At 50.4% G+C, this 12,080-nt stretch carries 11 protein-coding genes; 7 read left to right on the top strand and 4 right to left on the bottom strand.

The genetic code is table 11. The features are described 5' to 3' along the window. Positions 1–29 precede the first annotated feature (29 nt). Entirely contained in the window at positions 30–2,132 is a 2,103-nt protein-coding gene (tkt, locus tag HK25_RS11220) for a transketolase (RefSeq protein ID WP_086636260.1), read from the bottom strand. Between the two features lie 493 nt (positions 2,133–2,625). Between tkt and HK25_RS11225 the strand changes: the two genes are divergently transcribed. From HK25_RS11225 to HK25_RS11240, 4 genes are all read left to right on the top strand, one after another. After that, positions 2,626–3,162: an ankyrin repeat domain-containing protein gene (locus HK25_RS11225; RefSeq protein WP_086636261.1), complete on the top strand. Its 537-nt coding sequence runs from the start codon at positions 2,626–2,628 to the stop codon at positions 3,160–3,162. A 108-nt stretch (positions 3,163–3,270) separates the two neighbouring features. After that, a complete protein-coding gene (gene hisC, locus HK25_RS11230; RefSeq protein ID WP_086636262.1) occupies positions 3,271–4,338 on the top strand; it encodes a histidinol-phosphate transaminase in 1,068 nt (355 codons plus the stop codon). A gap of 189 nt (positions 4,339–4,527) precedes the next feature. After that, positions 4,528–4,806: a hypothetical protein gene (locus HK25_RS11235; RefSeq protein WP_233127813.1), complete on the top strand. Its 279-nt coding sequence runs from the start codon at positions 4,528–4,530 to the stop codon at positions 4,804–4,806. Between the two features lie 163 nt (positions 4,807–4,969). Continuing rightward, positions 4,970–6,028, top strand: a complete 1,059-nt coding sequence (locus HK25_RS11240) for a CorA family divalent cation transporter (RefSeq protein ID WP_086555307.1) — start codon at positions 4,970–4,972, stop codon at positions 6,026–6,028. Here HK25_RS11240 and HK25_RS11245 read toward each other — a convergent pair. Further along, a complete protein-coding gene (locus HK25_RS11245) occupies positions 6,025–6,363 on the bottom strand; it encodes a YnfA family protein (RefSeq protein ID WP_086636263.1) in 339 nt (112 codons plus the stop codon). The genes HK25_RS11240 and HK25_RS11245 overlap by 4 nt on opposite strands. 618 nt (positions 6,364–6,981) lie before the next feature. Here HK25_RS11245 and HK25_RS11250 point away from each other — a divergent pair. Continuing rightward, the gene (locus tag HK25_RS11250; protein ID WP_086636264.1) at positions 6,982–8,391 is read left to right on the top strand and encodes a transglycosylase SLT domain-containing protein; all 1,410 of its coding nucleotides are present in this window, start codon (positions 6,982–6,984) and stop codon (positions 8,389–8,391) included. 66 nt (positions 8,392–8,457) lie between these two features. Here the strand turns inward: HK25_RS11250 and HK25_RS11255 are convergent, their stop codons facing one another. Then, entirely contained in the window at positions 8,458–9,045 is a 588-nt protein-coding gene (locus HK25_RS11255) for a TetR/AcrR family transcriptional regulator (RefSeq protein WP_086636265.1), read from the bottom strand. 152 nt (positions 9,046–9,197) lie between these two features. Between HK25_RS11255 and HK25_RS11260 the strand changes: the two genes are divergently transcribed. Together HK25_RS11260 and HK25_RS11265 are read left to right on the top strand one after the other, a co-directional pair. After that, the gene (locus tag HK25_RS11260) at positions 9,198–9,428 is read left to right on the top strand and encodes a YiaA/YiaB family inner membrane protein (RefSeq protein ID WP_233127814.1); all 231 of its coding nucleotides are present in this window, start codon (positions 9,198–9,200) and stop codon (positions 9,426–9,428) included. A gap of 251 nt (positions 9,429–9,679) precedes the next feature. Beyond that, entirely contained in the window at positions 9,680–10,108 is a 429-nt protein-coding gene (locus tag HK25_RS11265) for a hypothetical protein (protein ID WP_143295994.1), read from the top strand. A 94-nt stretch (positions 10,109–10,202) separates the two neighbouring features. Here HK25_RS11265 and HK25_RS11270 read toward each other — a convergent pair whose 3' ends face one another. Further along, positions 10,203–11,879: an alpha-keto acid decarboxylase family protein gene (locus tag HK25_RS11270; RefSeq protein WP_086555301.1), complete on the bottom strand. Its 1,677-nt coding sequence runs from the start codon at positions 11,877–11,879 to the stop codon at positions 10,203–10,205. Positions 11,880–12,080: the final 201 nt, after the last annotated feature.

The following is a 12,080-nucleotide window of genomic DNA, read 5'->3' on the forward strand; positions in this document are numbered from 1 at the left end:
AGGCGATGTCGTGCAGCGCCCTGTCAGTTTTAGCCAGCCTGACGGCGGGCTGCTTCAAGAACAGACTCTGGGGTAAAGCCAAATTTTTTCATCAGCTGTCCTGCCGGGGCAGACGCACCAAAGCTGCGCATTGCAATAATTTCGCCTGTCGGGCCAGCATAACGGTCCCAGCCAATGGCAGAGGCCGCTTCGATGGCAACGCGGCCTGTGACAGATGACGGCAGAACCTGCTCACGGTAAGAGGCAGGCTGTGCCTCAAATAGCTCCCAGCTTGGCATAGAGACAACGCGGGCAGCCACACCTTCTGCGCTCAGTGTTTCATAGGCTGACATGGCCAGAGACAACTCACTGCCTGAGGCAATAAGAATGACTTTCGGTGTTTCTTTGCTGTCAGCTACAATATAGGCCCCTTTTGCCAGGCCAGAAGCCGCTGCATAACGCGAGCGGTCGATAGTGGGCAGGTTCTGCCGGCTCAGTGCCAGCGCAACCGGGCCATCCTGCTTGGCAATGAGGAAGCGCCATGCTTCAGCCACTTCGCTGGCATCACCAGGGCGGATGACGGTCATGCCAGGTGTTGCGCGCATCTGCAGCAGCTGCTCGATGGGCTGATGGGTGGGGCCATCTTCACCGACACCGATGGAATCATGCGTGAAAACATAGGTTACAGGCAGGTTCATCAGTGCAGAGAGACGGATCGGGGCCTTCATATAATCTGAGAAGATCAGGAAGCCTGCACAGAAAGGGCGCAGGCCATAAAGGGCCATACCATTCACTACAGCGCCCATAGCATGCTCACGCACACCAAAATGGAAGTTGCGCCCGCTGTAGCTGCCGCCCCATTTTGCAGGCTGGAAGCTTTCTTCACCTTTAAGTAGGGTTTTTGTTGACGGAGCAAGGTCGGCCGAGCCACCCAGCAGCCATGGCAGTTTACCCGCAACAGCATTGAGCACTTCGCCTGAGCTTGCGCGTGAGGCAATGCCTTTTGCATCGGCTTTGTATGAAGGGATGTCAGAATCCCAGCCTTCAGGCAGTTCACCACTAAAGATGTTTTTCAGCTCGGCGGCCAGTTCGGGGTATTTGCTGGCGTAGGCGTCAAACAGCTTGTTCCATTCTGCATGTGCCTGTGCGCCACGTGCTCCCAGACCGTTCCGGAAGTGATCCTGAACGCCGTCAGGCACATAGAATGTTTTATCTTCAGGCCAGCCATATGCTTTTTTGGTGGCGCGAATTTCTTCGTCTCCCAGCGGCTCACCATGGGCTGATGCCGTGCCGGCTTTTTTGGGGGAGCCCCAGGCAATGACTGAATGTACAATGATAAGGCTTGGACGGGTGGTTTCTGCTTTAGCCTGAGCCAGCAGCTCTTTGAGTTTTTTCGTATCATTTGCATCGTGCAGCTCAAGCACCTGCCAGCCATAGGCTGCAAAGCGTTCACCAACATTCTCAGTCAGAGCGATATCGGTTGAGCCTTCGATGGAGATTTTGTTGGCGTCATACATCCATACCAGGTTGCCCAGCTGAAGGTGCCCGGCCATGGAGGCGGCTTCGCTGGAGACACCTTCCATCATGTCACCGTCGCCACACAGGGTGTAAACATGGTGAGAGAACAGGTCAAAGCCAGGTTTATTATAGCGTGCGGCAAGCCATTTTTCTGCCATGGCCATACCGACTGAGTTGCCGCAGCCTGCGCCCAGGGGGCCTGTGGTGGTTTCAACACCTGAGGTGTGGCCAAATTCAGGGTGGCCTGGTGTTTTTGAGTCGAACTGACGGAATTGTTTAAGGTCTTCGAGGGTCAGAGCCGGTTTGTCTGTAACTTTTCCGCCTTTTACATCTTTAATCCCGGCGAGAAAAATCAGGGAGTAAATGAGCATAGAGGCATGACCGATGGAGAGAACAAAGCGGTCACGGTTTGGCCAGAGCGGCGCTGCCGGGTCATAGCTCAGCACATCCTGCCACAGGGTATAGGCAACCGGCGCCAGTGCCATAGCTGTGCCAGGGTGGCCTGAATTAGCTTTTTGTACTCCGTCCATGGAGAGCGTACGTATGGTGTCGATACTCAGTGTATCGAGATGTCCTGCCCCGCTGGCCTGAGCACTATCCGGAGCATAGAGGGGGGTAGGAGATAAAGTACGCATTCTGACCTGGATCCTCTGTAAAAAAGGGCGAACCTGCCCGTAAAAAACCTGTATGAGGGCGCAGCTGTAATTCCTGAAGTCTGATATGGCAGACATAACCCGTCAAGCGTGGCGCATTACACATACTTGGGATGAATAGTGCAAGCTCGGCCTGTAGTGGACAGGCACGCACAGGGGCTCAGCGCAGCAGAAGAGGGGGGATGAATCACAATCTGCGATGTGTGAGAACTTATAATCTGATATTAACCTGGCCTCTGCCGTGATATAAAGCAGCGGTTTATGCCGGGGCGAGATTATTACAATATCGATATTATAATTGTCACATCATAATTTTGTGATGGGATAAAATTTTCTTTTTTGTGCCAGGGCGCCTGTTGCAAAAAGTGCCGGATTGTCTGCGTTGTTCAATCTGACAGGGGGAAAGTGCAGAGCAGATGACGTAAGCCATGATGTTATGCTATTCTGGTGTTCTTGAAATTGTCGGAGACAGGCTATGACACAGTTATCCTCTGAGAATGTCCCGCCGGCAGCAGGCGAGTTTACTCAGGAGCAGATAGAAACTTTGTTTGCTGATGCCGTTCGGGATGGTGAGACGGACCTGGTTATCAGCTTCCTTGATGCAGGTATGTCACCCGATCTTCGCCTTGAAAAAGGGTATACCCCGCTTATCCTGGCGTCATATAATAATCACGCTGGTGTGGTTGAGCAGCTTCTGGCGCATAAGGCGCAGCCTGACCTGCAGGATGAAAAGGGAGCCACAGCACTTGCCGGGGTTGCGTTTAAGGGTTTTTTGCCTGTGGCGCGGCTTTTGCTTGATGCCGGGGCATCCGTTGATCTCGCAAATCATGTCGGTCGTACACCTCTGATGTTTGCTGTGATGTTTGGTCGTGTTGAAATGGCGCGGCTTTTGCTTGAAGCCGGCGCCAGTCCGTTTTTGCGGGACGGAGAAGGTCTGGATAGTTTTGAGCTGGCTCGCCGTCAGGGTAATGCTGATCTGCTTGCCTGTATTCAGGCTTTTCAAAAACAGTAAAGAACCTGGTATCTGCTCTCTGGCTCTGTGAGGTGTTCTGGTTTATGTCTCAGAGTGAGTGACAGCGCCGTGCTGTCGCCGTGAGATTTTTATCGGCGGATACCAGCTATGAGTCGTTTCTGGAGCCCTCTTGTTCATCAGCTTACCCCTTATGTGCCAGGTGAGCAGCCCAGAACGCCGGGGCTGATTAAACTTAATACGAACGAGCTGCCTTACGGCCCGTCTCCCCGCGCTTTGAAGGCTATGCGCGATGCAGCTGATGATACGCTGCGTTTGTATCCTGATCCGGTCTCTTTATCGCTGCGTACAGCATTGGGTAAGCGTGTTGGCTTGCCGGCAGATCATGTGTTTGTTGGTAACGGGTCTGACGAAGTGCTGGCTCATGCATTCCAGGCTTTTTTTGCGCATAAGGCTCCGTTACTTTTTGCCGATGTGACCTACAGCTTTTATAAAGTGTACTGTGAGTTATACCGCCTGCCTTATCAGACCGTTGCACTTGATGAGACTATGCAGGTGCAGATTGAGGATTATAATCAGCCCTGTAGTGGTGTGGTGCTGGCAAACCCTAATGCGCCAACAGGCATTGCTCTTGGGCTGGATAAAATTCGTCAGTTGCTTGAAATGCATCCGGACCGGGTTGTGCTGGTTGATGAGGCCTATGTTGATTTTGGCGCTGAAAGCGCAGCCAGCCTGGTAAAAGAATATGCCAACCTGCTTGTCGTGCAGACTTTTTCTAAGTCGCGGGCACTGGCCGGTATCCGTGTGGGCTTTGCTTTTGCCAGCCCGGAGCTGATTGAAGGGCTGACACGGGTAAAAGACAGTTTTAATTCTTATCCGCTTGATCGTATTGCCCAGGCCGGAGCACAGGCTGCTGCTGAAGATGAGGTCTGGTTTTGTGAGCATGTTGAAAAAGTTAAGGCCTCGCGGGAGCGGCTTAGTGCCGGCCTGGCCGCCCTGGGCTTTAGTATCTTGCCATCACAGGCTAACTTTGTTTATATTCACCACGCTGATCGTAGTGCTGCGCGTATAGCTTCTGACTTGCGTGAGCACGCCGTGATTGTCCGTCATCTTAAGGGTGAGCGCACAGCTGACTGGCTGCGCGTGACAATAGGTACTGATCAGCAATGTGACGTGCTGCTTTCAGTCTTGCGGGATATTCTTCTTCGCAACGACTAAGGGTGTGCTTAAAGTCTCTTTCCCATAGTCTGTTTTATAGCAGATACCATGGGAATATCGTGTTTTGGTTGAAATTTACAGGCAGTTTCACCCTTCATCGGCAAAGGGCTGGTGAGGGTTTGAAACATGTTATTCCTGATGTGTGGGCTGTGCTCTGTGTCAGGCTTTTTAAGCAATGGAGTTTTATCTATGCGTGCATTTCATGGACAGTTTTCTGATAATCAGCCTATCAGGCGCAACCTTGATCAGAAACAAAAACAGCTGCGTGACCTGAAAGAAACACTGGCTGCAATGAAGTCTCATACGGCTCCGGCTCTCAGAGAGAGTGTGCGTAAACGCATTAGCCAGCTTGAGGCTGAAGTTGCCGCAGCTCCGGCCTTAAAAGCTGCGCAGAGGAAACCTGCCGCAGCTAAAACAGAGCGTCGCAGGGTTACGTCTCGTACTGAGCGTGTTGTTCATTTTCGTTGATGAAGCACGATAAGCGCACAGAGAGGGGTTGTTCTGTGCGCTGCTCGTGATATGTAGCGCGCAGAATATCAGGCATTTTTTGCGTGCGTTCAGGTTTTTTATTGTAATGTGTTGCTGGTTCAGTATGGGCTGAGCATTATTTTGGAGAGCAGGGAGTTGAGTGATGACCGAAACCCCGTCATCTGCCATACCTGATCCTGTTTCAGAAGGTGGCACCCTGCTGCGCAATGGCCTGATCTGGGCCATTTTCTGTCGTCCCGGCCATGATCCGATTGAACTTGAGCCCGATGTTGTCACGTATCGTCTGGCAACAGGTACATTTCCTTCTCCTTATGCTGAGATGGAAGGGTGGGGCTGGTTTCATTTTGATATCGTCCATACCCTTTCACGGGCACAGATTGAAAATATTCCTTCTTTGCATGAGGAGGTCAGGCAGGTTCTGACCAACCTCGAACGAAGTATACGCCTCGATAATGAGGGAGATACGGTTTTTGGTGCTCTGCCTGCTTTTGATGATACGACGACTGATGATGATCGTAATGTCAGCACGTGGCGTTTTGCCCTTCAGCCTGATTTGCTAACAACAACGCGCCGCCATCCTATTCCGGCGCTTGGCGTGGTGTATCATGAGCTCAGGCGTGGTATAATCCCGCGTTCTCCGGCGCAGGTTGTTGACCGTGCTTTGCTGGAGTTTGCCGATACGTTGCGGCGTGATTTTGCGCGTCTTGATGATCAGCTTGACCGGGCAGAAGATGTTTTGCTTATGCTTGATCGTGATACTGATCTCAGGCGTGTGAATGGTCTGCTTGGTCTGGTGCGGCGCCGGGCAACAGAGCTGCGTCGTGTGCTTGCGCCTGTAGACCGTATTTTTCGTGATGAAGAGCTTGAACTGCCTGAATGGGCTGAGGATGATCTGCGCGATCGCTCGCAGCGTCAGGTTCATGCTGCTCTTGATGACCTTCTGGCATTGCAGGACCGTGCGCGGTCACTGCAGGACGAGCTTATGGCGAACCAGGCTGAAGATACTAACCGTCAGCTTTACCTTGTTTCTGTTGGTACAACGCTGATGCTGCCAGCAACATTTGTAACTGGCTTCTTCGGTATGAATACGGGTGGTATGTTTCTGACCAATGGTTCGTGGGGAACTGTTGAAGCTGGTGGTATCTGTTTTGTTATCATGCTGGGAACATGGATGCTGCTTAAAATTACCCGCCTTCTTTAACCCCCTCTGGGGGCAAGGAGGATAAGACCTGCACCAAAGAGGCAAACAGCGGCGCCGGCTATTTCCCACTTATCTGGCATGCGGCCTTCAACGCATCGCATCCATAAAAGTGAAGTCATAATATAAATACCGCCATAGGCAGCGTAAGCCCGGCCAGCACTATCCGTTTCAATTCTGGTCAGTAGCAGAGCAAAAACAGCGAGACTGAACGCCCCGGGGAGAAGCAGCCAGGCTGAACGCCCTTCTCTGAGCCAGAGCCAGGCCATGTAACATCCCGCAATTTCAGCAAAACCGGCCAGAATATAAATCAGAACAGGTTTGATAAAGAAAAGCATATTTTCAGCCTTGCCGGGGGATACAGGTACCTGAGGACTGCTCGGGCAGGAAGGGGGACTTTATCCTGAATTATGATTTTCGGGGAGGCTGATTTTTGATGTGCCGGGTATTCTTATATAATTCAGAAGATGGTTGGTGGTTTGGTTATTATTTTATTGAAAAATTATTTTAGTTTTTATTCCATAAATATAAATAAATTTTTTATATAGTGTGAATTTGATAAATATATAATTTTATAATTACATTTTTTAAAGGTGTTTTTGATATTTTTCTGTATTCTGGTGGCTATAGTATGTTGCCATAAAATCTTCGAAAAGAAGGGCTAGGCAGACAACTCGTTATACTCATATGGAAAAAACGAAAATACAGACCGTCTGTAACATGAGGTGAAAACAAGATTGCCGGTATAAGCGCTTCTTTGAAGTTTCAGGTGGTGCATGGCGTGGTGCCGCTCTTTACAGTGCAGTCAGCGTTGTATGGTGCGGGTATGAGCCGACTTGATATCGTAAGTAATATAACAAAAGTCACGCTAAACGGTGGTGTAAGTTTTTTTTACGTATTATGGACAGGTTTTAAGATATGGCACGGCGTATTTTCTTTTTAGGGCAGCGCGATTTATGAGCTCCGGATCAGTTTTATCATTTGGTTATTTTCGTGGGCGCCTGTCCCGGCCGTTATTGCGTTATGTACCTGTTTGTGGGGCGTTATTTTTGCTTGCAGCCTGTGCCGGGCAGCAGGCTTCCCAGACAACACCTTCTTCAGAATCAGTTGAGGAGGCTGCAGCCAAGTATCGTGCGCATGCACGCTCGTCTTATACGATTCCCGGTCCACCCGAAGACCCGTGGGGACCTTATATTCGTGAAGCCGCCGGGCGTTTTGACGTGCCTGAAATATGGATCAGGGCAGTCATGCATCAGGAATCGGGAGGCCGGCTTTTTCAGAATGGCCAGCTGATCACGTCAGCTCCCGGAGCCATGGGGCTGATGCAGCTGATGTCTCCGACTTATGATGAAATGCGTTATGCTCATAACCTGCAGGATGATCCTTACGAGCCCCATGATAATATCATGGCGGGAACAGCCTATATCAGACAGATGTATGATACCTATGGCACGCCGGGGTTTCTCGCGGCTTACAATGCGGGGCCGGGCCGGCTTGAGGATTTTCTGAGCCATAACCGTACACTCCCGCGTGAGACACGTAACTATGTTGCCTCTATCGGACGGCGTATCGTGGGGGTGTTCCCTTCCAGCCGCTCTCAGGCGGATTTGCTGGTTAGCAGTCATGACACAATGGCGCAAAACTATCAGCCGGTGCAGAGCAATGCGCAGACACAGTCAGTCAGTGCAGCATGGAATAGCCGTTTAAATAATCAGCAGACATATCAGCCTGTTTATGTAGCCCGCTCTTCTGAGAAGGCTGCGGTCAGTGCCGCATGGGCAAAGCGTATGGCTGATGAGAGTGCCCAGACAACGCAGCCTTCAGATGGAAGTGATAATAGCTCTTCTTCGTCTGAATCTGAACCGGTTACGACGGCAGTCCCGGTTCAGGAGCAAAATAGTTATGAAACAAGCGCGGACGTCAGTTCAGTGTGGCAGAAACGTTTGTCAGCTTCAGCCAGCAGTGACGTAGTAGAAGAGAGCGGCAGAGAGATAACTGAGAATACCCCCCAGGTCGCTGATGTTCCCGCGCCGGCAGTTTCTGCACGTAACAGAAGCAACAGCCCGCCGCCTGCTGTGGTGAAGCCTTCTCCTGTGCGTGTTGCGGCAGTTACAGTTGCCCGTAACTGGGGAATTCAGGTTGGTGCATTTGCGTCCGTAGCGCAGGCGCGTCAGGCAATAGGTAAGGCGCAGCTCAGAGCGCATCGGGTGCTGAGTGCTGCATCTGCGCAGATTAGTAAGGTCTCGGGAAAAAATAATTCTTTCTACCGTGCCCGCATGGCTAATTTGTCTCATGAGCAGGCTGTTACAGCCTGTGGCATGCTGGCGGGTACCGGTCAGTGCATTGTCGTTGCTCCGGCATCCTGAAGACTATGCGTTTCATCAGAGTGTGGGGTGAGTGAGTGGATGAGGCTCGTAACCCCTCCTGACCTTTTACCCGGCAGCGAGTTTTTTAACCAGAAGACGAATACGCTCCTCGACATCCTCCGGGCTGCCACCAAGCCGCTGGTCAAGCCCGAGTATAACGACACCATGTACGGCTTCGTACATCGTTCGTGCCAGAAGCTGTGGTGAGTGACCACGTGTCTCAACGTCATGAGCAAAGAATGTCGTGATGCGTTCAATCAGTCCGTTTCTCAGTGTCAGATATTCTTCAGGCAATTCTTCGTGTGAAGAGAGGCGGAGTGCGAAAAGTGCATGCCAGCGATTCAGGTTATCACGGGCATAGTGAAAATAGGCCAGAGCCAGAGCTTCCAGACGGTCTGCGCTTCGTTCAGTTGTTACCTTTAGTGCCTGCTCAAACATCAGGTTACCCATAACGGCCAGGGTACGTGTATTCACGGCCAGTATAACGTGTTCTATCCCGCCAAAGAGGTAGCTGAGTGAGCCAAGGGCACATCCTGCCTTAGTTGTGATCGCACGAGCCGTGCAGCCACTCAGTCCTTGTTCAACGATAATTGTTTCCGCCGAATCGGTAATTAAGGCTCTGAGTGTCTCAGGGTTTCTTCCTTTGCGGCCCATAAAATCTCCTGCTGAGGCATGACATCTGTCTCTGTAGTGTCAGAGAATTCAAGGTGATGCAATTTATTTGTGAACAATGTTCATTTTATGCTTGCCGGACTGTTTTATTTGTAGTTAATGAACGATGTTCATAAATGAAAAGGATGAAAACAATGACAACACGTAAAGTAACCAACTCATCAAGCTGGATCATGTTCACATGGATCTGTTTTGCAATTTCGATTGTCTCTATGGCGGCCGCTGTTATTTACATGCCGATGGAAAGCTGGCTGCGCGCTTATCTGGGTTTATCAGCGTTGTTTATTGTCCAGTCTTCTATCTCTTTGTCTAAAACATTACGTGATCAGGCTGAGGATCAGGTCGATGTCAGCCGCCCTGAATGATCAGGTAAAACCCTCAGTCCAGGTGCTGTGAGACGTGCAGTTTTCCTGGCAGGGAAGGGAGGTTTCTCTTCTTTTTTTGATTTGTTAGGGCAGGAAGAGAAAGAATAAGCAGGACAGGAGGTTATTCATAGATAAGGTTCAGCGGCATGCAGATTAAGTATCTTACTTCGATCTTAATGCTGTGCTGTCTTTTTTTAAGCCAGTGCACGGCAACGACCGAAAAACAAAAACAACAAAACGCGTCAGCAGCCGTGGCTGACAGTCATATTCTTCTGATCAACAGTTTCGATAAAACGTTTGAAACCGAGGCTCACCCTATTTTTGTAGCGCGTCTTAAAAGCGACCTTAAGGCCTGTCATATCACGCTTGAGACTCCTGATATGGATGGGCCTCGTTTCCCGAGCGGAGAGGCGGTGACGGAATATATTACGCAGCATCATACTGAGCGGGTTTTGTTTTTAGCATTTTCATTTTTACAGCCAGGTAACACGCTGAATATGCTGCCTGATGCGCTGATGTTAAAGCTTGTTGATGCTGTTAACCAAAAGCGATTATGGACCAAAAATTTTAACCTGGCAGAGGTTAATAGCCAGTCAGATGACCGCAAAATTGTTGCCGTGAAGGCAGCTGATGCTGTGATGAAGGTTATGGTTGAAGAAAAAGCAATCGGCCCCTGCTGATCTGCGCTGATATTATAAAAAAACCCTGCTGCCAGCGTAATGTGGCAGCAGGGTTTTTCATTTTACTCTTTATCCCTGTATCAGGGCGTCACTCTTAGCCAACCTGTGGTTTGCGAGAGTTGGCACCGGCAACAGCTTTGCCCCACTGGATCAGTGTATCGGTGCAGTCATCACGCTCAATGCTGCATTCGATAATGGTTGGGCCACGGCGGTTAGCCTGTGCTTTTTTGATGGCTTCAGCCAGCTCTGCACCTGTGTTTGCGCGCAGACCCAGGCCATGGCCTTCACCTGCGTTGAACACATCCATCAGACCAGCATAATCCCAGTTCTTGATGTAGTTGTATGGACCGTCGTGAATAGCGATTTCGATCACATAACCACGGTTGTTTACAACAAAGATGATAACCGGCAGCTCATAACGCACCATTTGTGCGATTTCCTGAGCGGTCAGCTGGATAGAGCCGTCACCAACCATAACGATGTGCTGGCGGTCCTGAGAGCCCATAGCGTTACCGAAAGAAGAAGGAACAGACCAGCCAATATGGCCCCACTGCATTTCGGTCTCGAGACGTGCACCACGTGGCAGATGCATACGCATCGCGTTAAACCATGAGTCACCGGTTTCGGCACTCAGGGTGGTTTTTGAGGTCAGCATTTCTGTGATCTGACGAGTCATTTCGTCATTTGTCAGGCGTGCATCACCCGGTGCGGCTGCGATTTCAGGTTTAACGTATGTCGATTCCTGAGCAGACAGCGGACGTGAAGGAGCAACTTTAGCCAGCTCGCTAAGGAACTCTTTCAGCGTAAAGCCTTCATAGCTGTGGCCTTTAACGGTAACGCGGTTTGGTTCTGCCAGCAGAACTTTGTCGCCTTTAGGCCATGATTTCCAGCCAACGGTTGAGTAGTCGTTGAATACCGGAGCAACACAAACGAGCGCATCAGCACCTTCTACCAGCTCCTGAGTGCCGGGAGAGGAGACTTCACCCCAGTACAAACCGCGGAAACCAGCGTGATCTTCAGCAAAGTAGCCTTTCGCAGCTGCCATAGTAGCAACGCCACAGCCCAGACGGTCAGCAAGAGCTTCAGCTTCTTCTGTTGCATGAGAAGAGCGCAGCTTGGTGCCAATGAGCATAACAGCGCGTTCTGAAGCTTCAAGAAACTCTTTAGATGCAGCAACGGCAGCTTTCAGGCTTTCTTTATCTGCGCTCAGTTCAGCCAGCAGGCTTGAAACAGGGCCAGGGCGAGGGCATTCAGCACTTGCTACGTTACAGGCGATTTCGAGGTAAGCTGGCTTACGTTCACGCAGGGCGGTACGAATCACGTGGTCAATTTTAGCCGGTGCTGAGCCTGCATCTGTAATGCTTTCAGCTGCACAGGTAACGTGACGCACCATTTCAATCTGGTAGTTATAGTCGGTGCCGCCGATTGTGTGGTGCAGCACATGGCCTGTACCGTAATCGTTGCTGTTTGGTGAGCCGGAAATCAGAATAACCGGCAGGTTTTCAGCATAGGCACCGCCAATAGCGTTCATGGCAGAGATAGCGCCAACGCTGAAGGTTACGATCGCAGCGCCTGCTCCGTGTGCACGGGCATAGCCTTCAGCACTGAAGCCGCAGTTGAGTTCATTACAGCAATAGATCTGCTCCATGTCTTTATTGAGCAGCAGCTGGTCGAGCAGAACCAGGTTATAGTCACCAGCAACAGCAAAATGTTGTTTCAGGCCAATCTGAGCCAGACGCTCAGCCAGATACATACCAACTGTATAAGTCATTTGAATTCTCTCCTGTGGTGATCAGAGGACGATCATGAGATCAGATGTCTGCTTAATCAAAACGTATATCACATCCAAATGTCAAATATATGAAATATTCGTTTGTCATATTTTAATCATATATCACACGAAAAAACGATTTTTTTTGAGGATTTTTGCTTTTTTTTGAGTGGAATTGAGTGGAATTGAGGTGTGTTTGAG

The organism is Acetobacter sp. DsW_059, assembly GCF_002153695.1.
Lineage (GTDB): Bacteria > Pseudomonadota > Alphaproteobacteria > Acetobacterales > Acetobacteraceae > Acetobacter > Acetobacter thailandicus.

Bases quoted from the DNA above. Each gene is read 5' to 3' on its own strand.
- tkt (WP_086636260.1), bottom strand. From the start codon at position 2,132: ATGCGTACTTTATCTCCTACCCCCCTCTATGCTCCGGATAGTGCTCAG.
- HK25_RS11225 (WP_086636261.1), top strand. From the start codon at position 2,626: ATGACACAGTTATCCTCTGAGAATGTCCCGCCGGCAGCAGGCGAGTTT.
- hisC (WP_086636262.1), top strand. From the start codon at position 3,271: ATGAGTCGTTTCTGGAGCCCTCTTGTTCATCAGCTTACCCCTTATGTG.
- HK25_RS11235 (WP_233127813.1), top strand. From the start codon at position 4,528: ATGCGTGCATTTCATGGACAGTTTTCTGATAATCAGCCTATCAGGCGC.
- HK25_RS11240 (WP_086555307.1), top strand. From the start codon at position 4,970: ATGACCGAAACCCCGTCATCTGCCATACCTGATCCTGTTTCAGAAGGT.
- HK25_RS11245 (WP_086636263.1), bottom strand. From the start codon at position 6,363: ATGCTTTTCTTTATCAAACCTGTTCTGATTTATATTCTGGCCGGTTTT.
- HK25_RS11250 (WP_086636264.1), top strand. From the start codon at position 6,982: ATGAGCTCCGGATCAGTTTTATCATTTGGTTATTTTCGTGGGCGCCTG.
- HK25_RS11255 (WP_086636265.1), bottom strand. From the start codon at position 9,045: ATGGGCCGCAAAGGAAGAAACCCTGAGACACTCAGAGCCTTAATTACC.
- HK25_RS11260 (WP_233127814.1), top strand. From the start codon at position 9,198: ATGACAACACGTAAAGTAACCAACTCATCAAGCTGGATCATGTTCACA.
- HK25_RS11270 (WP_086555301.1), bottom strand. From the start codon at position 11,879: ATGACTTATACAGTTGGTATGTATCTGGCTGAGCGTCTGGCTCAGATT.